The sequence below is a fragment of the Kitasatospora sp. NPDC089509 genome, from assembly GCF_044749365.1.
Lineage (GTDB): Bacteria > Actinomycetota > Actinomycetes > Streptomycetales > Streptomycetaceae > Kitasatospora.
Map to the genome: position 1 here is coordinate 79,230 of NZ_JBIVHS010000029.1, position 20,695 is coordinate 99,924.

General features: G+C 74.5%; 19 protein-coding genes and 1 pseudogene. 12 read left to right on the top strand and 8 right to left on the bottom strand.

Translation table 11 applies throughout. From position 1 onward, the window contains the following. The first annotated feature begins 69 nt into the window (after positions 1-69). The 3 genes from ACIP4P_RS38450 to ACIP4P_RS38460 all read left to right on the top strand — a co-directional run bounded on the left by ACIP4P_RS38450 (position 70) and on the right by ACIP4P_RS38460 (position 5,901). Positions 70-912, top strand: a complete 843-nt coding sequence (locus tag ACIP4P_RS38450; RefSeq protein ID WP_400927134.1) for a hypothetical protein — start codon at positions 70-72, stop codon at positions 910-912. 1 nt (position 913) lies between these two features. After that, positions 914-2,593: a DNA polymerase Y family protein gene (locus tag ACIP4P_RS38455; RefSeq protein WP_400927137.1), complete on the top strand. Its 1,680-nt coding sequence runs from the start codon at positions 914-916 to the stop codon at positions 2,591-2,593. Positions 2,594-2,673: 80 nt separating this feature from the next. Next, the gene (locus ACIP4P_RS38460; protein WP_400927140.1) at positions 2,674-5,901 is read left to right on the top strand and encodes an error-prone DNA polymerase; all 3,228 of its coding nucleotides are present in this window, start codon (positions 2,674-2,676) and stop codon (positions 5,899-5,901) included. Between the two features lie 163 nt (positions 5,902-6,064). Here ACIP4P_RS38460 and ACIP4P_RS38465 read toward each other — a convergent pair whose 3' ends face one another. Further along, positions 6,065-6,916 carry a TIGR03084 family metal-binding protein gene (locus ACIP4P_RS38465; protein ID WP_400927143.1) on the bottom strand — a complete coding sequence of 284 codons (852 nt, stop codon included), beginning with the start codon at positions 6,914-6,916 and terminating at the stop codon, positions 6,065-6,067. A gap of 157 nt (positions 6,917-7,073) precedes the next feature. On the opposite strand from ACIP4P_RS38465, the gene ACIP4P_RS38470 reads away from it, so the two are divergent. Next, the gene (locus ACIP4P_RS38470) at positions 7,074-7,925 is read left to right on the top strand and encodes a LuxR C-terminal-related transcriptional regulator (protein WP_400927146.1); all 852 of its coding nucleotides are present in this window, start codon (positions 7,074-7,076) and stop codon (positions 7,923-7,925) included. On the opposite strand, the gene ACIP4P_RS38475 is transcribed toward ACIP4P_RS38470, so the two are convergent. The 3 genes and pseudogenes from ACIP4P_RS38475 to ACIP4P_RS38485 form a co-directional block, all read right to left on the bottom strand. Continuing rightward, positions 7,918-9,453: an AMP-binding protein gene (locus ACIP4P_RS38475; RefSeq protein ID WP_400927149.1), complete on the bottom strand. Its 1,536-nt coding sequence runs from the start codon at positions 9,451-9,453 to the stop codon at positions 7,918-7,920. The genes ACIP4P_RS38470 and ACIP4P_RS38475 overlap by 8 nt on opposite strands. Before the next feature lie 192 nt (positions 9,454-9,645). Continuing rightward, positions 9,646-9,981, bottom strand: a pseudogene (locus ACIP4P_RS38480) (MerR family transcriptional regulator); the annotation flags it as partial. A gap of 22 nt (positions 9,982-10,003) precedes the next feature. Beyond that, positions 10,004-10,768, bottom strand: a complete 765-nt coding sequence (locus ACIP4P_RS38485; protein WP_400927152.1) for an SDR family NAD(P)-dependent oxidoreductase — start codon at positions 10,766-10,768, stop codon at positions 10,004-10,006. A gap of 106 nt (positions 10,769-10,874) precedes the next feature. Here ACIP4P_RS38485 and ACIP4P_RS38490 point away from each other — a divergent pair, with 106 nt between their 5' ends. The 3 genes from ACIP4P_RS38490 to ACIP4P_RS38500 all read left to right on the top strand — a co-directional run bounded on the left by ACIP4P_RS38490 (position 10,875) and on the right by ACIP4P_RS38500 (position 12,590). Then, positions 10,875-11,423, top strand: a complete 549-nt coding sequence (locus ACIP4P_RS38490) for a GNAT family N-acetyltransferase (protein WP_400927155.1) — start codon at positions 10,875-10,877, stop codon at positions 11,421-11,423. An 11-nt stretch (positions 11,424-11,434) separates the two neighbouring features. Further along, complete coding sequence (locus ACIP4P_RS38495) at positions 11,435-11,821, top strand: VOC family protein (RefSeq protein WP_400927158.1); 387 nt, start codon at positions 11,435-11,437, stop codon at positions 11,819-11,821. 121 nt (positions 11,822-11,942) lie between these two features. Further along, on the top strand, positions 11,943-12,590 hold the full coding sequence (locus ACIP4P_RS38500) for an NAD(P)-dependent oxidoreductase (RefSeq protein WP_400927160.1): 648 nt from the start codon (positions 11,943-11,945) through the stop codon (positions 12,588-12,590). An 86-nt stretch (positions 12,591-12,676) separates the two neighbouring features. Here ACIP4P_RS38500 and ACIP4P_RS38505 read toward each other — a convergent pair whose 3' ends face one another. Continuing rightward, positions 12,677-13,459 carry a dioxygenase gene (locus tag ACIP4P_RS38505; RefSeq protein WP_400927163.1) on the bottom strand — a complete coding sequence of 261 codons (783 nt, stop codon included), beginning with the start codon at positions 13,457-13,459 and terminating at the stop codon, positions 12,677-12,679. A gap of 126 nt (positions 13,460-13,585) precedes the next feature. Between ACIP4P_RS38505 and ACIP4P_RS38510 the strand changes: the two genes are divergently transcribed. Further along, the gene (locus ACIP4P_RS38510; RefSeq protein WP_400927281.1) at positions 13,586-14,053 is read left to right on the top strand and encodes a MarR family winged helix-turn-helix transcriptional regulator; all 468 of its coding nucleotides are present in this window, start codon (positions 13,586-13,588) and stop codon (positions 14,051-14,053) included. 56 nt (positions 14,054-14,109) lie between these two features. Here ACIP4P_RS38510 and ACIP4P_RS38515 read toward each other — a convergent pair whose 3' ends face one another. Both ACIP4P_RS38515 and ACIP4P_RS38520 read right to left on the bottom strand, forming a co-directional pair. Further along, the gene (locus tag ACIP4P_RS38515) at positions 14,110-15,357 is read right to left on the bottom strand and encodes an RNA polymerase sigma factor (protein ID WP_400927166.1); all 1,248 of its coding nucleotides are present in this window, start codon (positions 15,355-15,357) and stop codon (positions 14,110-14,112) included. A 65-nt stretch (positions 15,358-15,422) separates the two neighbouring features. Then, a complete protein-coding gene (locus ACIP4P_RS38520; protein WP_350514535.1) occupies positions 15,423-15,794 on the bottom strand; it encodes a YciI family protein in 372 nt (123 codons plus the stop codon). Positions 15,795-15,976: 182 nt separating this feature from the next. Between ACIP4P_RS38520 and ACIP4P_RS38525 the strand changes: the two genes are divergently transcribed. Next, on the top strand, positions 15,977-16,381 hold the full coding sequence (locus ACIP4P_RS38525) for a hypothetical protein (RefSeq protein ID WP_400927169.1): 405 nt from the start codon (positions 15,977-15,979) through the stop codon (positions 16,379-16,381). Here ACIP4P_RS38525 and ACIP4P_RS38530 read toward each other — a convergent pair. Further along, entirely contained in the window at positions 16,363-17,898 is a 1,536-nt protein-coding gene (locus ACIP4P_RS38530) for a PucR family transcriptional regulator (RefSeq protein ID WP_400927172.1), read from the bottom strand. The genes ACIP4P_RS38525 and ACIP4P_RS38530 overlap by 19 nt on opposite strands. A 400-nt stretch (positions 17,899-18,298) precedes the next feature. On the opposite strand from ACIP4P_RS38530, the gene ACIP4P_RS38535 reads away from it, so the two are divergent. From ACIP4P_RS38535 to ACIP4P_RS38545, 3 genes are all read left to right on the top strand, one after another. Beyond that, on the top strand, positions 18,299-18,787 hold the full coding sequence (locus ACIP4P_RS38535) for a molybdopterin-dependent oxidoreductase (RefSeq protein ID WP_400927175.1): 489 nt from the start codon (positions 18,299-18,301) through the stop codon (positions 18,785-18,787). A gap of 93 nt (positions 18,788-18,880) precedes the next feature. After that, positions 18,881-19,399, top strand: coding sequence for a GNAT family N-acetyltransferase (locus tag ACIP4P_RS38540; RefSeq protein ID WP_400927178.1), 519 nt, complete (start codon positions 18,881-18,883; stop codon positions 19,397-19,399). Positions 19,400-19,629: 230 nt separating this feature from the next. Next, the gene (locus tag ACIP4P_RS38545; RefSeq protein ID WP_400927181.1) at positions 19,630-20,670 is read left to right on the top strand and encodes an endonuclease/exonuclease/phosphatase family protein; all 1,041 of its coding nucleotides are present in this window, start codon (positions 19,630-19,632) and stop codon (positions 20,668-20,670) included. Positions 20,671-20,695 lie beyond the last annotated feature (25 nt).

A 20,695-nucleotide genomic window follows, 5' to 3' on the forward strand; every position in this document is an offset into this window, starting at 1 on the left:
CGGAGCGTGACGAATGGGGGCGACGGGGTGGACTTGAATCTTTACGAACGGATGTTCGATCCTGGGGCTGTGCCCGTTTTCGAATCTGTTTTCGAATCCACCGCCGACCAGCTCGAACGCCCCGCGCTGCGCCCGGTGGCGCTCCCGGCTGCCGCGCCCGAGAACGGGCTGAGCGGGCCGAGCGGGCAGGGCGGACCGGGCACGCACCCGGCGGCCGGGCACGGACTGCTTCCGGTGGTGCCCGCCCTGCGCGAGGTGTTGCCGGACGGCGGGCTGCGACGCGGCACGGCGGTCTCGGTGGCGGGCGGGGACGCCGGACTGCTGCTGGCCCTGGCCGCCGGGGTCCGGGAGACCGAGGGCGGCTGGGCCGCGGCGGTCGGGCTGCCGGACCTGGGACTGGCCGCCGCCGAGGGGTACGGGCTGGACCTGCGCCGCCTGCTGGTCGCGGACGACCCGGGACAGCACTGGCCCGAGGTCGTGTCGGTGCTGGCCGGCGCGGTCGAACTGATCATGCTGCGCCCGGACGGGCCGGTACCGCCGAAGCTGGCCACCCGACTGGCCGCCGTGCTGCGGCGCAGCGGTTGCGTGCTGCTGGTGGCCGGGCCGTGGCCGGGGGCGGTGCTGCGCCTGGGGGTGCGCTCCGGGCGCTGGTTCGGGCTGGGGGACGGCTACGGGCAGCTCGCCGGGCGGCAGGTGGAGGTGGTGGCCGAGGGGCGCGGCGCGGCGGTGCGCGGTCGGTCGGCCCGGCTCTGGCTGCCGGACGAGCACGGCGCGGTGCGCCCGGTCCGGGAGCAGCCGCAGGCCGCGCCGGTGCCGGAGGCGGTACCGGCGGCAGAACTGGTACCGGTGGCGGAGCTCGTGCCGGTGGCGGAGCCGGTGCCGGCGCCGCCACGCGTGGCGGCGGTGGTCTGAGATGCCCGGCGACGACAGGACCCCCCGGGTGCTGGTGGTCTGGTGCCCGGACTGGCCGGTGGTGGCCGTCACCGGCGACGACCCGGTGGCGGTCACCGAGGGCGGGCGGATCCTCGCCTGCTCGGCGGGTGCCCGGGCGGCCGGGGTGCGGCAGGGGCAGCGGCTCAAGCTGGCCCAACGGCTCTGCCCGGAGCTGGAGCTGCGCGACCGCGACCCGGAGGCGGAGACCCGCCGCTTCGAGCCGGTGGTCGCGGCGGTGGAGGCCTTCACACCCCGGGTGGAGGTGATCCGCCCGGGCCTGTGCGCCATCCCGGTGAAGGGCCCGGGCCGCTACTTCGGCGGCGAGGAGGCGCTGGCGACCCTGGTCGGCACGGCGGTCGCGGACGCCCTCGGCCGGCCGCCGGTCCCGGACGCCGTCCCCGGCGCGGTGACGGTCCCTGGTGAACCCGGTGAACCCGGTGAACCCACCGAACCACGCCCCACCGAACCACGCCCCACCGAACCGCCCGAGCCGCAGCCCACCCGGGCAGCAGTCCCGAGCGCCCTGATCGGCGTCGCCGACGGCCTGTTCGCCGCCGTGCTCGCCGCCCGCGCCGGGGTACTGGTGCCCGCCGGGCGCACGGCGGAGTTCCTCGCCCCGTACCCGGTCGGCGCGCTGGGCGACGAGGCCCTGGCCGAGCTGCTCGACCGGCTCGGCCTGCCCACCGTCGGGGCCTTCGCCGCCCTGCCGCCCGAGGCGGTCGCGGACCGCTTCGGCCCGGCCGGGACGGTCGCCCACCGGCTGGCCCGCGGCCTGCAGCCGCGCCCGCTGGTCCCGCGCGACGAGGAGCCCGACCTCGCCGTGGAGCAGCGCTTCGACCCGCCGGAGCCGTCGGCCGAGCCGCTGGTGTTCGTCGCCCGCACGCTGGCCGAGCAACTGCACCAGCGGCTGGCCGGGGCCGGGCTGACCTGTCGCCGGGTGGCCGTCGAGGTGGCCTGCGCGGACGGTCGGACGGCTTCGCGGCTGTGGCGGCACGAGGGCCGGCTGTCCGCGACGGCGCTGGCCGAACGGGTCCGCTGGCAGCTGCAGGCCTGGCAGGGCGCGGGCACCTTCGCGGACAGCCGCGAGGGCTTCACCCTGCTCCGCCTCGCCCCCGACGGCCTCTCCCCGGACCAGGGCCGCCAACTCGCCCTGTGGGGCCAGGCGGTCGCGGACGACCGGGTGGAGCGTGCGGTGGCCCGGGTGCAGTCGGTGCTCGGGCACGCCGGGTTGCGCCGGATCAAGCCGGCCGGCGGGCGCGGCCCGGGGGAGCAGCAGGTCCGGGTGCCGTGGGGCGAGCCGTACGAGGCGGCGGCCACGGCGGATGCGCCCTGGCCGGGGCGGCTGGCGGGGCGGTCGGCGGACCTCTGGCCGGCCGTGGTGCTGCGCGAGCCGGCGCCGGTGCGGGTGCTGGACGAGGCCGGGCGGCCGGTCACGGTGGACGGTCGGGCGGGGGTGTCGGCCCGGCCGGCCCTGGTCGTGTTCCGGGGCCGGGAGGAGCGGGTGGCGGGCTGGACCGGGCCCTGGCCGGCGGTCGAGTACTGGTGGGACCAGTCGCAGGCCCGCCGCCGGGCGCGGTTCCAGGTGGTGGTGGACGGCGGCCGGGCGCTGCTGCTCACCGTGGAGGGGGGTGGGTGGTACCTGGAGGCCGGCTACGACTGACCGGCGATCCGGGCACCAGGGGGGAGCAGGACCAGCAGGGGGGAGCAGGACCGGTACGAGAACGACGAAGGCAACCCCCGATGGGCTTCACCAGCCACCCCACCCTCCCTTGGAGCGAACTGCACCGCCGGCTGACCGGCGCCGCGCCGGACCGCACGGTCGTCCCGCTGCGCCACCCTGCCGAGAAGTCCCCTCCAGCCGAAGCCGAAGCCGAAGCTGGAACCGCCGAACCCTGGGCCGAACTGCACGTCCACTCCGCCTTCAGCTTCCTGGACGGCGCCAGCGACCCGGAGGACCTGGTCGCCGAGGCGGCCCGGCTGGGCGTGGAGACCCTGGCGGTCACCGACCACGACGGCCTCTACGCCGCCGTCCGGCTCGCCGAAGCGGCCCGCGGGACGGGCGTGGCCACCGTCTTCGGCGCCGAACTGACCCTCCGCGACGGCGCGACCGCGACCGAGGAGCACCTGCTGGTCCTCGCCCGCGACCCGGCCGGCTACCGCCGCCTCTCCGCCGCGATCGCCGCCGCCCAACTGGCCGGTGGCACCAAGGGCCGCCCGGTGTACGACCTCGGGACGCTGGCCGACGCCCACGACGGCCACTGGGCGGTGCTCACCGGTTGCCGCCTGGGCCGGGTCCCGGCCGCCCTCGCGTCCGGCGGTGCGGAGCGCCAACTCCGGACCCTCACCGAGGCGTTCGGCCGGGAGAACGTGCACGTCGAGCTGATCGACCAGTGGCTGCCCGGGGACGACCGGCGCAACGACGCCCTCGCCGCGCTCGCCACCGCGGTCGAGCTGCCGACCGTCGCCTCCACCAACGCCCACCACGCCGGCCCCGCCCAGGGGCGGCTCGCCCAGAGCCTGGCCGCCCTGCACGAGCGCCGCACCCTCCAGGAGGCGGCCGGCTGGACCCGGGCGTCCGGCACCGCGCACCTGCGCTCGGGCCGCGAGATGGCCGCCCGGCTGGCCCGCTTCCCCGGCGTGCAGCGGGCCACCGCCGAACTCGGCCGGGCCTGCGCCTTCGACTTCGCCCGGCTGGACCCGGAACTGCCCGGCTACCCCGTGCCCGAGGGCGAGACCGAGATCAGCCACCTGCGCGCCCTGGTCGCGGCCGGCGGCCCGGACCGCTTCGGCCCCGGCAACGCCGCCGCCCGCCGCCAGCTCGCCAGGGAACTGGACGTGATCGAGGACCTCGCGCTGGCCGGCTACTTCCTGATCGTGCACGACATCGTGGACTTCTGCCGCAGCCAGGACATCTGGTGCCAGGGCCGCGGCTCGGCCGCCAACTCGGCGGTCTGCTACGCCCTCGGGATCACCGCCGTCGACCCGGTCCACTACAAGCTGCTGTTCGAGCGCTTCCTCTCCACCGCCCGGGACGGCCCGCCCGACATCGACCTGGACATCGAGAACCGCCGCCGCGAGGAGGTCATCCAGTACGTCTACCGCCGTTACGGGCGCGAGCACGCCGCCCAGGTCGCCAACGTGATCACCTACCGGCCCCGGCTGGCGATCCGCGACGCCGCCAGGGTGCTCGGCTACCCGCAGGGCCAGGTGGACGCCTTCAGCCGGCAGACCGACTTCCGCTCCGCTCCCGGCGCGGACGCCGTCATCCCCGCCGACGTGCTCTCGCTCGCCGGCCAACTCCACGGCCTGCCACGCCACCTGGGCATCCACTCCGGCGGCATGGTGCTCACCAAGGAGCCGATCGGGGAGATCTGCCCGACCGAGTGGGCCCGGATGCCCGGGCGCTCCGTGCTGCAGTGGGACAAGGAGTCCACCGCCGGCGCCGGGCTGGTGAAGATCGACCTGCTCGGCCTCGGCATGCTCGCCGCGCTGCACGACGCCTGCGACCTGATCGCCCGGCACCACGGGCTGCACTACGACCTGGCGAGCATCCCGGACGACGACGAGGGCGTGTACGCGATGCTGCGCCGCGCCGACACCGTCGGGGTGTTCCAGGTCGAGTCCCGGGCGCAGATGGCCACCCTGCCCCGGCTCAAGCCGGACCACTTCTACGACCTGGTGGTCGAGGTCGCGCTGATCCGCCCCGGCCCGATCCAGGGCGGCTCCGTCCACCCGTACCTGCGCCGCCGCGCCGGGGCGGAACCGCCCGGCTGCCCGCACCCGCTGATGGAGAACGCCCTCGGCAAGACCCTCGGGGTGCCGCTGTTCCAGGAGCAGATGATGCAACTCGCCATCGACTGCGCCGGGTTCACCCCGCCCGAGGCCGATCGGCTGCGCCAGGCGATGGGCGCCAAGCGCTCGCACGAGCGGGTCGCCCGGCTGCGCGAGCGACTGCTCACCGGGATGGCCGAGCGCGGCATCCCGCCCGAGGTCGCCGAGGACGTCTACGGCAAGATCGAGGCCTTCTCCAACTACGGCTTCCCGGAGAGCCACGCGATCAGCTTCGCCTACCTGGTGTACGCCAGCGCCTGGCTCAAGCACCACTTCCCGGCGGCCTTCACCTGCGCCCTGCTGGCCAACCAGCCGATGGGCTTCTACTCGCCGCTCAGTCTGGTCGCCGACGTACGGCGGCACGGCGTCCGGGTGCGCGGGGTGGACGTCAACGCCAGCGGGCCGCGCCCCACCCTGGAACCGTACCGGGGGCCGACGCCGGTGCCGCCGCTGACCGCGGGCCGCCCGCAACCCGCCATCCGGCTCGGCCTGGAGACGGTGCGCGGCATCGGCGGCCCGCAGGCCGAGGCGATCGCGGCCGGACAGCCGTACGCCGACCTGGAGGACTTCGCCCGCCGCACCGGCCTGCCCGCGCCCGCCCTGGAGGCGCTGGCGACGGCCGGCGCCTTCGACTGCTTCGGCCTGACGAGACGTCAGGCCCTGTGGGCCGCCGGGGCGTTCGCCGGGATCTCGGCCGCACTGATCCCCGGCACCACCCCCGGCACCGAGGCGCCGGAACTGCCCGGGATGAGCCCGGTCGAGGAGACCATCGCCGACCTGTGGGCCACCGGAACCTCCGCCACCAGCCACCCGCTCCAGCACCTGCGCGCCCACCTGGAGCGCGGCGGCGCGCTCAGCGCCGCCCAACTCCCGGACGTACCACCGGGAACGGCGGTGGTGGTCGGCGGCCTGGTCACCCACCGGCAGCGGCCGCCGACGGCCGGCGGGGTGCTCTTCCTCAGCCTGGAGGACGAGACCGGCCTGATCAACGTGATCTGCAACCGCCCGGTCTGGGAGTCCCAGCGCCGCACCGCCCTGGACCGGGCCGGCCTCCTGGTGCACGGCCACATCGAACGCGACCGCGGCGCCACCAACCTGATCGCCACCCGCCTCACCCCGCTCCGGATCGGCCTCTGAGCGCGCGGACGCCTCAGTCGGGGTACCGCACCAGCTCGCTCAGGTCCAGGTCGAAGCCGAACGGCTCGGGGAGCTCGCGGTGCCTCCTCCGGTCTGTGCATCCGGCCGACTCGAAGTCAGTGCACATGCCTCGAAGTCTATGCACGTACCAGGACCGGGCCGTTCAGGCGCCGGAGGCCGGGGCGCGGCCCTTGCCGGGCGGGCCGGCGAAGACCTGGGCGATCGGTAGCCAGGCGGTGGCGGCCGGGCCGGTGGCGGTGAGGGAGAGGTCGTCGCGGTGGCGGCGCTGGGTGACCAGCAGGCAGAAGTCCAGGGCCGGGCCGGTCACCACGTCCGTCGCGTCGGCGGGGCCGAAGGCCCAGGAAGTGCCGTCGGGGGCGGTCAGGTCGAGCCGGACCGGGGTCTCCGGGGCGGGCAGGCCGTGGGCGGTGAAGGCGAAGCCGAGGGTGCGCAGGCCCAGGTGGACGATGTGCCGCAGCCGGGCGGTGGGCTCCCGGGTCGCGCCGAGCGCGTCCGCGACGTCCTGGCCGTGCGCCCAGGTCTCCATCAGCCGGGCGGTCGCCATCGAGGGGGCCTTCATCGGCGGGCCGAACCAGGGCAGCCGCAGGTCGGCGGGGGCGGCGGCGAGCGCGGCCAGCACCTCCTCCCGGCCGGTCCGCCAGCGGGTGAGCAGGGCGGCGGGCTCGACGGCGGCACCCTCCCGGGCGCTCTCCTCGACCGGGTCGGCACCGGCGGCCAGCAGTTCGGTGAAGGTCCCGCCGAGCGAGGCGGTGAAGCCCTCGGGGTCGCGGGCGGACAGTGCCGTCCAGTCGTCGGTCCAGGCCAGGTGGGCGATCTGGTGCGCGACCGTCCAGCCCTCGGCCGGGGTGGGCGTGGCCCAGTCCTCGGGCGGCAGCCCGGCCACCAGGGCGTCCAGGACGGCGCTCTCGGCCCGCAGGTCGGCCAGCAGGCCGTGCAGCACGCCGCCCGGGGAGCCCGGGGCGGCGGGGAAGCTGGCGGTGTTCGGCTCGGTCATCGGCTTCCCCTCGGATTCCCCTCGGATCACGGCAGTCGCTACCCGTCGGTAGCCCCGCGGCCGCACCCTATGCCCCGCGCGCCGCCGCCGTCCCGAACTCCGGGAAACCCGCATGTCAGGTCTCGCCACCGGCTCCACCGCGTGTGACAATTCCGCGATGACCAGGGCCGCGGACACCCTCACCGCTGCGCACCCGGCCGATGCCGCCGCGCGATCCGCCGACAGCACCGTGCGACCCGTCGGCACGGCACCGGCCGACGACCCCGAACTCGCCGCCCGCGCCGCCGAACTGGTGCGGGACGCGGTGCTCGGCGACCTGGCCCGCCGGGTGGTGGCCGAGTGCGGTGCCGACGTCGGCCTGGTCGGCGTGCCCGAGCCGCTGCCGGGCGCCCGCGCCGGGGAGGACGGCATGGTGCTGCGCCACTGGGCGGGCACCCGCGCCGACCTGCTGCACGACCTGGCCGTCCCGGCCGGGCTGGGCCTGGGCGGCCGGGCGCTGGCCGAGCGCGCGCCCAGCTGGGTGCCCGACTACCGTGCGGCGACGACCATTTCGCACCACTACGACGCGGCCGTGGCCGCCGACGACCTGTACGCGATGCTCACCGTCCCGCTGCTGGACGGCGACACCGTGCACGGCGTGGTGTACGCCTCGCTGCGCGCCGTGGTGCCGTTCGGGGACGTCCGGATCTCCGCCGTCGGCAAGCTGGCCGCGACCGCCACCCGGGCGCTCGCCGGGGCCGCCGCCTGGAGCAAGGAGAACCCGGGACCGACCGCCCCTGTAGGACCGACCGCCCCCGTACGGCCCGCCCCCGCAAGGCCGTTGACCCCGCGCGAGCACGAGGTGCTGCGCTGGGCGGCGACCGGCCGGACCAACCCGGAGATCGCCGCCCACCTGGGCCTGACCTGCAACACCGTGACCGGCTACCTCAAGTCCGCGATGCACAAGCTCGGTGTCCGCAACCGCACCGAACTCGCCCTCACCGCGCGGGAATCCGGACTCGTCAGTTGACCTGCCGCTCCTGCCCGCTCCAGTACGGCTCGCGCAGCCGGAACTTCTGCAGCTTCCCGGTGGCCGTGCGCGGCAGCGCGTCCCGGAACTCCACCGTGGTGGGCGACTTGTAGCCGGCCAGCCGCTGCTTGCAGTGCGCGATCAACTCCGCCTCGGTGACGGGCTCCTGACCCTCCCGGAGCACCACCAGTGCCTTGACCGTCTCGCCCCACTTCTCGTGCGGCACCCCGATCACGGCCACCTCGGCCACCGCCGGGTGGCCGTACAGGCAGTCCTCCACCTCGATCGAGGAGACGTTCTCCCCGCCGCTGATGATGACGTCCTTCTTCCGGTCCGAGATGGACAGTTGGCCGTCGGTGAGGGTGCCGCCGTCGCCGGTGTGGAACCACTCGTCGCGCAGCGCCTCGGCGGTCGCCGCCGGCTGCTGCCAGTAGCCGGCCAGCACGGTGTTGGAGCGCACCAGCACCTCGCCGGACGCGTCCACCCGCAGCTGGGTGCCGAGCGCCGGGGCGCCGGCCTGCACCAGCTTCTCGGCCCGCTCGGCGGCCGGCAGGGCGTCCCACTCGGCGCGCGAGCGGTTGACCGTGACGATCGGGGCGGTCTCGGTCAGCCCGTAGAGCTGCATGAACTCCCAGCCCAGCCGCTCCTCGACCTGCTGCACCACCGAGGTGGGCGGCGGCGCACCGGCCACGATCATCCGCACCCGGTCCCGGCCGGGCACCGGGCCGTCCCAGTCGGCCGCCGCGTCCAGCACCATCTGCACCACGGCGGGTGCGCCGGACAGGAAGGTCACCCCGTGCCGCTCGACCCGGCGCAGGATCTCCGCGCCGTCCACCTTGCGCAGCACGATGTGCCGGGCGCCGAGGCCGGTGAGGGCGAACGGCAGGCCCCAGCCGTTGGCGTGGAACATCGGCAGGGTGTGCAGGTACACGTCCCGGTCGCTCGCGCCGTAGTGCAGGCCCATCAGTGTCGCGTTCAGCCACACGTTGCGGTGGGTGAGCTGAACGCCCTTGGGGCGGGCGGTGGTTCCGCTGGTGTAGTTGATGGTGGCGGTGTCGTTCTCGGAGATCGCGTACCGGCGGGGCTGGTTGGCGAAGTCGTACAGCAGGGCGTCGCTGTCCGCGCCGAGCGTGAACTTGTGCTTGGCCACCACCCCGTGCAGCGCGTCGGCGAGTTCGGGGTCGACCAGCAGGACGGAGGCGCCGCTCTGCTCGACGATGTACGCGACCTCCTCGGCCCGCAGCCGGAAGTTCACCGGCACCAGGACCCGGCCGTACCCGCTCACCCCGAAGAAGGAGGTGAGCAGCCGGGCCGAGTTGTGCGAGACGATCGCGACCCGCTCGCCCGGCCCGACGCCGAGCCGGTCCAGTCCGGCGGCCTGGGCGCGGGCGAGTTCGGCGATCCGCCGGTAGCTCGGCCCGCCCCAGGACTCGGCCGGCTGCTCGGGTTCGTCGACGATGCCGACCCGGTCGCCGTAGACCAGCTCGGCCCGGTCGAGGAAGTCCAGCACGGAGAGTGGAATCTGCATGCGCCCACTGTCCTCTCCGGTCGGGCCCCTGCACACCCCCGATCGGGGGTGTCACCCTTCCGCAGCAGCACCCGTGACAGCACCCGCAGCACCCGTGACAGCACCCGCCGAAGCCGCAGCACCCGCAGCACCCGCAGCACCCGCCGAAGCCGCAGCGCCCGCAGCACCCGCCGAAGCGGCGGCACCCGCCGCCGCCAGGCCCGCGACCAGCCGGTCCCGGGCCTCGGTCTGGGCGGCGATCCGGCGCTCCAGCACCGCCAGCCGCTCCCGGACGATCCCCAGCACCTGCTCGGACGGCGGCTGGGAGAGCACGTCCCCGTCCAGGCAGCCGAGCAGCGGCCGCAGATCGTCCAGGGTGAGCCCGGCGGCGACCAGGGAGCGGATGTTGCGCACCCGTGGGACCGCCGGATCCGCGTATTCCCGGTAGCCGTTGGCCGCCCGCTCGGACGTGATCAGCCCGGCCTGTTCGTAGTGCCGCAGCGCCCGGGCGGTGCTGCCCGTCCGCCGTGCCAGTTCCCCGATCCGCACCGCTGCCCGCCTCGTCCGTCGCTCAGGCCACCAACGCGCCCCCGTCCACCGAGAAGACTACGCCGGTCACGAACGAGGCCTCCGGCGCCGCGAGTTGGGTGATCGCCCAGGCCACCTCGGCAGGCCGGCCGATCCGGCCCAGCGGGGTCTGCGCCAGCTGCCAGGCGCGCAGAGCCTCGGTTTGCTCGGGGCTGTACCCGGAGTGCTCGCCGATCGGGGTGTCGATCGCGCCGGGCGCCACCGCCACCACCCGGATGCCGCGCGGGGCGAGTTCCACCGCCCAGCTGCGGGTGATCGTCTCCAGCGCGGCCTTGCCCGCCGCGTACACCGAGTTGGTGGGCCAGCCGCGCTGCCCGACGGCCGTGCTGACGTTGACCACCACACCCCGGCTCTCGGTCAGGGCCGGTACCGCGGCCTGTCCGAGCAGCACGGGGGCGACCAGGTTGGTGGACAGCAGTGCCTCGATGCCGGCCCGGTGGAAGCCGCCGAGGTGCTGGCCGCTGTGCACGATGCCGGCGTTGTTGACCAGGACGTCGAGCCGTCCGTACCGCTCCAGGGCCGTCCCGACGACCTGTTCCGGGGCGTCCGGCCCGGTGATGTCGGCGACCAGCGGCTCGATCAGCCCCGGGTGCGCGGCCGCCGTCTCCGCCAGCGGCCCGGGCCGGCGCCCGACCGCCACCACCCGGGCGCCCCCGGCGGCGAAGGCCCACGCCGTCTCCCGTCCGATCCCCGTCCCGGCCCCGGTGACCACCACGACCCGCTCCGTCACTGCGTTCTGCTCGTTCATGGGGCCACTCTCCGACCCTGCCGCCAGCGTCAGGGTCAAGCCGCAACCGCGGGGCACCCGCCCGTCGTCCGTAGAGATCGCAACGAACCAGCGGGGGAGACCACTTGTGAAACACCTGACCACCCGTCCGACCGCCGACGGCCTACTGCTGCGGCCCTTCGAGGACGCCGACGCCCCGGCCCTGATCGAGGCCTACCGGGACACGACGCTGCGCCACTACACCCGTACCCCGGTGGACGACGCCGAGCAGGCCGCGCGCTGGCTGGACGTGCAGTACCAGGGCCGGGCGGCCGGCACCCGGTACGCCTTCGCCGTCCTGGAGGCCGGTGAACTGGTCGGCAACGTGGTGCTCAAGCGCGGCACCCCGGGCGCGGAGCACGCCGAGGTGGGCTACTGGACGGCGGCCGCGGCGCGCGGCCGGGGCGTGGCCCCGCGCGCGGTGGAGGGGCTCACCGCCTGGGCCTTCGACGCCTTCGCCGAGGACGGCCTGCGCCGGCTCGACCTGTTGCACGAGGGGGACAACGACGCCTCCTGCCGGGTCGCGGAGAAGAGCGGCTATCCCTTCGCGAGGATCCTTCCGGCCTTCCCGCCGTACCCGTTGGACGGTCATCTGCACTCCCGGAAAAGGCTGGACACGACCGAACGGCATCCGTGAGAGTGGGCGGCATGGCTTCCTTGGTACGACACGTGACGATCGACTGCGACGACCCGTTCGCCCTCGCGGACTTCTGGGCGAAGGTGCTGGACGGCACCGTGGGCGAGGACGACAACCCGGGTGACCCGGAGGCCGTGGTGAAGTCCGCCGGCGCCGATCTGCTCTTCATCAAGGTGCCGGACGCCAAGTCGGTGAAGAACCGGGTCCACCTCGACCTCCAGCCGCAGGACCGCAGCCGAGACGAGGAGGTCGAGCGCCTGCTCGCGCTGGGCGCCACGGTCGTCGCGGACCTTCGTCGCCCGGACGGCACCGGTTGGGTCACCATGGCCGATCCGGAGGGCAACGAGCTGTGCGTCGAGCGCAGCCAGGCCGAGCACATCGCCACCGGCGCCGCCTGAGCCCCGCCCGTGCGCATCGGCACCGTCCGCGCTCGCCCGGGCCGTCGGCGGAGGTCCGGCCGATAATCGACCCTGTCTGATCCCAACGAGGCGATGCCTCCGAGCACCAGGCAGGTACCCCATGGCCGGAATCGCCGTGATCGGCGCCAACGGGACCATCGGCAGCGCCGTCGTCGCGGAGGCGGCGGCCCGCGGACACGAGGTCGTCGCCGTGGTCCGCGACCCGGAGCACTACCGGGGCCCGGCCGTCACCGTGGTCCGCGGCGACGTGCTGGACCCGGCCGACGTGGCCCGGGTGGCGGCCGGCCGGGACGCCCTGGTGAGCGCCGTCGGCGGCGGCGACGGCCCGGGCCACCTGGCGTTGATCGAGCCCGCCGCCCGCTCACTGGTGGTGGGCCTGCGCACGCTCGCCGACGCCGCGCCCCGGCTGCTCGCGGTCGGCGGCGCGGGCAGTCTGGAGACCGCGCCGGGCGTACGGGTCTGGGACGCCCCGGGCCTGGCGGAGCCGATCCTGCAGATCATGCACGCCCACGGTGCGGCGCTGGACTACTACCGGACGGTCTCCGACCTGCGCTGGACGGTGCTCAGCCCGGCGGCCGAGATCGGCCCGGGGGAGCGGACCGGCCGCTACCGGACCGGCCTGGAGCAGCTGCTGTTCGACGCCTCGGGCCGCAGCCGGATCTCGGTGCCGGACTACGCGGTCGCCCTGGTGGACGAGATCGAGCAGCCCGAGCACATCGGCGAGCGCTTCACCTGCTGCGCCCTGTGACCGCCTGCGCCCTGCGCCCACCCGTGCCGCTGCCAGTGCCAGTGCCAGTGCCGCTGCCGGTGCCCGCCGCGCTCGTGCTCACCCGTTCAGCCCAGCTGGACGGACCGCTTCGCCAGCCCCATCCAGAACCCGTCGATCACGCTGCGCTGGCTGCCGAGGTCGGCCTCGCCGGCACCGAGGGTGACGAACAGCGGGGCGAAGTGCTCGGTGCGCGGGTGGGCCAGGCGTCCGGCCGGGGCCTTGTGCTCGAAGTCCAGCAGCGCGTCCAGGTCCTGGGCGTCCAGGGCGCGTCGGCCCCAGTCGTCGAACTCGGCCATCACCGAGCTGATCCGGCCGTCGCTGCTGAGCGCCCGCAGGTTGTGGGTGAAGAAGCCGCTGCCGATGATCAGCACGCCCTCCTCGCGCAGCGGGGCGAGTCGGCGGCCGATCTCCAGCAGCCGCTGCGGGTCGAGGGTGGGCATCGAGATCTGCAGCACCGGGATGTCGGCCTCCGGGAACATCTCCACCAGCGGCACGTAGGCGCCGTGGTCGAGCCCGCGGTCGGGGATGTCCTGGACGGGCGTGCCGGGGGCGCGCAGCAGCTTGCGCACGCGCTCGGCCAGCTCCGGCGCGCCGGGGGCGGCGTACTGGACGGCGTAGTAGTGCTCGGGGAAGCCCCAGAAGTCGTAGACCAGCGGGACGGTGGTGACGGCGCCGACGGCCAGCGGGGCCTCCTCCCAGTGGGCGGAGACCATCAGGACGGCCTTGGGGCGCGGCAGGTCGGCGGACCAGGCGGCCAGTTCGCCCGGCCAGACCGGGTCGTCGGCGAGCGGCGGCGCGCCGTGCGACAGGTACAGGGCGGGCATGCGCTCGGGGGCCGCGGCGCTCATGGCGTCCTCCTCAAGGGATCGGGCTGCGGGGGATCGGACGGATAGTTCAAATTTGAACCTCTCCCTGAAAACGCTACACCTTCGTTCGAATTTGAACAACAGGAGTAGGCTTCACCCATGTCCTCATTGAACGAACCCCGCTGGCTCGACCAGGACGAGATGGCCGCCTGGCGGGGCTTCGTCGTCGCGAGCAACCTGCTCAACCGGCGGTTGGAGCGCCAGCTCAAGGACGACTCCGGCCTCTCCCACCAGCAGTACGAGATCCTGGTGCACCTGTCCGCCGCCCCCGGCGACTCGCTGCGGATGACCGAACTCGCCGACAAGCTGGTCACCTCCAAGAGCGGACTGACCTACCAGGTCACCCAGCTGGAGCGGATGGGCCTGGTCGCCCGCCGTTCCTGCCCCAGCGACGTGCGCGGCGTCTTCGCCGAACTCACCGACCAGGGCCGGGAGATGATCCGCCAGGCCGCCCCCGGGCACGTCGCCCTGGTGCGCGAGCTGCTGATCGACGTACTCACCCGCGAACAGCTCGCCGTCCTCGCCGAGGCCCTCGGCACGGTCAGTGCCCGACTGCGCCAGGACGACACCCCGTAAACCGGCCACCCGCGCAGGTCGGCCACTCCCACAAGCCGGCCACTCGCGCAAGCCGGTTACTCGCCCAACGAGGCCGCCCGCGCCCGCAGCAGCTCCCGCTCGCGCTCGTTGCGGGTCAGCTCCGCCGCCCGCTCGAACTCCGCCCGCGCCTGCGCCGTCCGCCCCAGCCGGGCCAGCAGGTCGCCCCGCACGCTCGGCAGCAGGTGGTACTCCCGCAGGGCCGGCTCCGCCGCCAGCGCGTCCACCAACTCCAGTGCGGCGGCCGGGCCCTGGTCCATCGAGACGGCCACCGCCCGGTTCAGCGCCACCACCGGCGAGGGCGTCAGGACCAGCAGCCGCCCGTACAGCGCGGCGATCGTCGCCCAGTCGGTGTCCTCGTACCGGCGCGCCCGGGCGTGGCAGGCGGCGATCGCGGCCTGCACCGAGTACGGACCGCCGCCCGCCCGCTGGAAGGCCTCGAAGCCGCGCCGGATCAACAGCCCGTCCCAGCGGGCCCGGTTCTGCTCGGCCAGCAGCACCGGCCGCCCGTCCGGGCCGGTCCGGGCGGCCGTCCGGGAGGCCTGGAACTCCAGCAGCGCGGCCAGCCCGTGCGCCTCCGGCTCGGCGGGAACCAGCGCGGCCAGCACCCGGGCCAGCCGCAGCGCGTCCTCGCACAGCTGCGGGCGCAGCAGGTCGTCCCCGGCGGTGGCCGAGTAACCCTCGTTGAAGATCAGGTAGATGACCTCCAGCACCGAGGACAGCCGCTGCGCCCGGTCCTCGCCGTACGGCACCTCGAACGGCACCCCGGCCTTGGCCAGGGTCCGCTTCGCCCGGACGATCCGCTGCGCCACCGTCGGCTCCGGTGCCAGGAAGGCGCGGGCGATCTCGGCGGTGGTCAGCCCGCCGAGCAGCCGCAGGGTGAGCGCGATCCGGGCCTGCGCCGACAGCACCGGGTGGCAGGCGGTGAAGATCAGCCGCAGCAGGTCGTCGTCGATGTCGTCCGGCCCGGCCGGCTCCATCGGCTCCGGCTCCGGTGCGTCCTCCAACGCCCGCCCCACCTCGGCGAGTTTGCGGGCGTAGACCTCCCGGCGGCGCACCAGGTCGATCGCCCGCCGCTTGGCGGTGGCCGTCAGCCAGGCGCCCGGGTTGTCCGGCACGCCGTCGCGCGGCCACTGTTCCAGCGCGGCGACCAGCGCGTCCTGCGCCAGTTCCTCGGCCAGTCCGAGGTCCCGGACGATCCGCGCGGTCGCGGCGATGATCCGCGCGGACTCGATCCGGAACACCGCTTCCACGGTCGCCGTGGCATCCCTCTCCGTCACGGCCACCCATCAGAGCAGCCGACGGAGCGGGAGGCAACGAGCGCCACGGCCGTCAGCGAGCGTTTCCGCCGCTACCGAGGGGGCTGCGGCAGCTCGTCGATCTGCCGGACCTCGGCCTCGACCGGCCAGTGCACCGGGTGGGTCTGCAGGAAGCGCCGGGTCCACTCCAGGGCCTCCGCCTTGTCCTTGCACTGCAGGATGGCGTAGCCCCCGACGACCTCCTTGGTCTCGGTGAACGGCCCGTCGGTGTAGCCGATCTTCCCGTCGGTCCAGGACACCCGGGTGGCCTGGGCTGTCGGGGTCAGCCCGGCGGTCTCCAGCATCACCCCGGCCTTGGTGATCTCCTCGAACAGCGCCCCCATCCGCTGCTCGAAGCCGGGGTCGGGCTCCCAGCCGTCCCGGGCGTTCTCGTCGATGCGGATCAGCGTCATGAAGCGCGGCATGGTGACTCCTCGGTCGTGCGGGCGGGGCCTCTCCCCGGCCGCTCACCCCTGCGTCGAACGGGCCGGCGCCGGATCGACACCCGGCACGGAACATCTTTCCGCCGCCTTCCGAACCGGGCCTCCGGGCCGGGCCACCCGTGATCGAATGGTTCGAACACGAAAGCGGTGGAGGGGAGCGGGAGATGCTGGGGGAGATTCTCGACGTGCTGACGGCCGCGCTGGGGCCGACGTCGACGGGGTCGGCGCAGTCGCACGGACAACTCCTCAAGGAGGGGCGGGTGCTGGTCTTCGGGGGCTGCGTCGTCGGCACCCGGCCGTACTGCCGCCCGGAGGCGGCGTTCCTGCACCTGTCGCTCACGGAGCTCGCGTTCTCGCCGGTCCGGGAGGCCGACGTACGGGCCCGACGGCTGCCGGTCGACGGGCTGGAGACGGTCGAGGTGCGCAGGTGGCGCACCGGCGACCCGGCGGCGGTCAGCAGGAACTGGGACGTGGTCGAGTGCCGGGACGGCGAGTCCACCGTGCTGATCGGCTGCGAGCCCTTCTACACGAAGTACGTCCGCCAGGTGCTTCAGCCGGTGGGGGTCTGACCGGCCGCGGCCGGCCCGCACAGCAGGGCCGCCCGCAGGTCGAGCCGGTCCCGCAGCCGGGCCAGGTTGCGTCCGGTCAGCTCCTCGATCCGGCGGATCCGGTAGTGCACGGTGTTGACGTGCAGATGGAGTGCCTCCGCCGTCCGCGCCCAGGAGCCGTCGTGCTCCAGGAACACCGCCAGGGTGCCCAGCAGCGAGACGCTGTTCTCCTCGTCGTGGGCGGTCAGCGGGGCCAGCAGCCGGGCGTGGAAGGCGGTCGTCACCTCGGCCGGGATGCCGCTCAACAGCCCTGCCAGCGTGTCCAGTTCGGTCGCGCTGCCGACCGGTCCGGCCGGGTCCGCCAGTACGTACCGGGCCTGCACCAGGGCGGCCCGCAGCGCCCCGGCGGTGGGCGGGGTGGTCGGGCCGACGCCGATCCGCAGGGTGCGCCGACCGGTCAGCCGGGCCTGTAGGGCGGGCCGGGCCCGGCGCAGCCGCTCGGTGACCCGCTCGGCGGGTGCGGCCACCAGTGCGGCGCCGCGCCCGGCGCGGTCGGTGCCGGCCGCGTACGGCGCGCCCAGCGGGTGCAGCGCCTCCGCCAGTGCGTGCGCGGCCCAGTCGGCGGGCACCTCGTCGCCGGTCCGGCCGGGTTCGATCCGCGCGGTGACCGCCGTCAGCGCCCCCGCTCCGCCCAGCCCGCAGCCGGCCAGCGGCTCGGCGAGCCCGCCGTCGTCGACCAGCGCGTCCAGCAGCCGTCCGGCGGCCCGCCGCCGGGCACCGGCCGCGGCCCGGGCCCGGGTGGCGAGCGGGGCGAGCAGCTCGGCCAGGCCCTGGAGCGCCGGCTCCGCGCCCGGGGTGTGCGGGTGGGTGCGCAGCCGCCAGCCGTCGAACGGGGAGCCGTCCTGCGGGCCGACCGGCAGCCCGGGCCCGCCGCGGCCGACCGATCCGTCGGACGCGGCGGCACCGGTCGACGCCTCGGACCGGGAGCGGGCGATCCGTCGTCCGCCGGCGGTGCCGATCGAGCAGTCCGGCAGGCCGAGCCGGCCGACCGCACGGGTCAGCACCTCGTCCGGGCCGGCCTCGGCGCGGACCAGGTCGAGCAGTTCGTTCCGGACGGTCTCCGGGATCGCCGCGGTGTCCTGCGCCCCGGCCCGCAGGTCGCCCCAGAGCCGCAGGTAGACCCGGTCGGTGACGGCCCGGAAGCTCACCCCGGCGGGCACCGCGAGCAGCGGGATGCCATGGGTGCGGCAGGCCTCGGCCAGGCCGTCCGGGATGCTGCCGTGGGTGCCCTCGCCGGCCAGCAGCGCGGCGACGCCCGCGCTGCGCAGCGCGGTGGCGAAGCGCAGCGCGCCGGAGGCGTCGGCGGGCTGCCACCAGACCAGGCCGGTGAGCACCAGCTCGCCGGGCTGGAGGTAGCGGGCCGGGTCCTGGAGGTCGGTGGAGCTGACGCCGGTGACCGGGCGGTCGAGCAGGTCCGGGGTGCCCCAGGCCAGTCGGATGGACAGGTCGTCGAGGTGCAGCAGGTCGCCGACGATCATCTCTTGCTCGCTCTCGCCCGGGTGTCGCCTTGGTGCGTCGCCTTCGCCACTCCCGCAGATGAGAGGGCTTTTGGCACATGGGCATCGTAAATGCCAGGAGAAGGACCGTGAATCTTCTTGTCCGATCATCCAGTGGAGACCCCTGCGGCCGGTGTGCGGAACCAGTGGTCCGCCCGATTGCCCGACTGCTTCACTCGGTGTGCGGGGCGCGCCGAGCCTTCTCCTTCGGCGCGCCCCGTGGCCGAAGCCGCACCTGCGAGCCGATGGGCGCCCACACCATGGCAGCTGCGGATGAATACCGGCATTCAGGACCGCAACTGCGAATGCCGGAGCTCCCCCTCGGGTAGTCCTCATCCCGGGCCGCGGCGGCGCGGCCCGGGAGCGGAGCGGGAGGAGCGCCATGACCCCGGCGAGACCCGGTGCGACCTCGGCGTCGCCCACCGTCCGGCTGCTCGGCCACCTCGACGAGCCGGCCGAGCTGACCGTCGAGCAACTGCGCGCCCTCCCGGCGCACCGGGTCGAGGTCAGCTTCGACTGCCGGACCGAGGGCGAGCAGCACCACGGCTACGAGGGCCCGGCGCTGCTGGACGTGCTGCTCGCCGCCCGGCCCCGGATCGACTTCTCCGGCCGCAAGCAGCGACTGCGCTTCCTGCTCGACGTGCTCGGCGCCGACGGCCACCGGGCGGTGGTCTCCTGGGCCGAGATCGACCCGGACTTCGGCGGCCGCCGGATCCTGCTCGCCACCAGCATGGACGGCACCCCGCTGGACGCCGCCGGCCCGCAGCTGGTCGTCCCCGACGACCACTGCGGCGCCCGCTACGTCAGCGCCGTCACCGCCGTCTGGCTGGGCCCGCTCGGCGACCGGCCCGAACCGGCCCCGACCTCTTAGGGCCGACCCTGGCGCCTTGGGCCCGGGCAGGGTGGGCCGGGGCCCGGGGAAAACCGCTCGCCCGGGGCGGTTTTCCGTGCCAACATGCCCCATATGGGGACGATTCTGCACGGCACCCTGGTCACCCTCCGCCCGGCCACCGCCGACGACATCCCGGCGCTGGTGGCGATCCGCAGCACGCCCGAGGTGTTCGCCCGCTGGCGGGGCGGTGACGACCTGCTCGACGAGGTCGCCCGGGATCTGGATTCCCCCGACACCGAGACCTTCGCGATCGAGCTGGGCGGCCGGGTGGTCGGCGCCGTGCAGTGGTACGCCGAGAACGACGACGAGTACCGGCACGCCGGGATGGACGTCTACCTGGAACCCTCGGTGCACGGTCTGGGTCTGGGCACCGACGCCGTGCGCACCATGGCCCGGCACCTGGTGCACGACCACCACTACCACCGGCTGGTGATCGACCCGGCCGCGGACAACGCCGCCGCGATCCGCTGCTACACCAAGGTCGGCTTCCGTCCGGTCGGCACCATGCGCCAGTACGAGCGTGGTCCGGACGGCAGTTGGCACGACAACCTGCTGATGGACCTGCTCGCGGACGAACTGTCGGACGGCTGACGGAGCCCGGCCCGTCCCTCGGTGCCTGGTGCAAGGGTGTACAGACATCTTGTCAGCCGATGGCTCTGAGCTGTACAGACACCTCGTCGCCACAGGAGCGATCGGAACTGATCGCCTGGCGTTCTTCCCGTCGTACCGGGCGGTAGCTAGCGTTCCCCCGCCAATCCCCGGCGGCCGGTCACCCCGGCCGGTCCGGGCCCCACCGGATTGACGGACCCAGGAGAACGCCCATGCTCTCGCGTCGCACGGCCACCGCCCTCACCACGGCGGCCGCCGCCGCACTGCTGCTCGGCGGCGTCGCCGCCCCGAGCGCCTCCGCCGCCACCACGGCGAGCCCCACCACGCTGTCCGTGTTCGCGTTCAACGTCGACCTCGGCACCGCCGTCGTCGACGCCACCCAGAACGAGCGGGCGTCCACCCGCACCCCGGTGATCGAGCAGATCGTCCGTCAGCACAACGCCGACGTGGTCGTGCTGGACGAGCAGTTCAACAACAGCTCGACCGCCGACATCAACAGCAAGCTCGCGGACCTCTACCCGTACCGCACCCCGGTGGTCGGCGGGGTCTGCTCCGGCGGCGGCTGGACGGGCGTCAGCGGCAACTGCTCCAACTCGTGGTTCGTCATCAACGGCGGCACGATGATCCTCTCCAAGTACCCGATCAGCGCCCAGTACGCCCACGTCTTCAGCAACTCCACCTACGGCACCTGGGACTACCACGCCAACAAGGGCGCGGCGCTGGTCAAGGTGACCAAGAACGGCAGCACCGCCTGGGTCGTCGGCACCCACCTCCAGGCCGACGAGGCGGACACCTCCACCGACACCACCCAGTCCACCCGGCTCGGCCAGCTCGCCGAGATCCGCGCCTGGGTCGACGGGATCGTCGGCAGCAGCGCCCCGGTGCTGATCGGCGGCGACCTCAACGTCGAGTACTTCCACGGCCAGGGCCGCGGCGACTACACCAACGCCCAGAACGCGGTGAACGGCGTCCTCGGCACCCCGGCCACCGACCCGAAGCAGGCCCGCACCACCATGGACTGCCCGGTCTCCTCCTGGTGCCAGTACATGGCCGGCGTGGAGACCTTCCCGGTCGACTACCGGGACGACCTCGACTACATCGGCTACCTCAACGCCCCGGGCCGCCCGGTGCCGACCTCGATGTCCACCGTGAAGATCGACTTCGACCCGCAGGCGGGGTGGGCGCCGGGCCAGCTGGACACCAACGCGCCCAGCGACCACTACCCGGTCGAGGCCGGCTTCCAGCTGAACTGACGCACCGCCCCGGCGTGCCGAACCG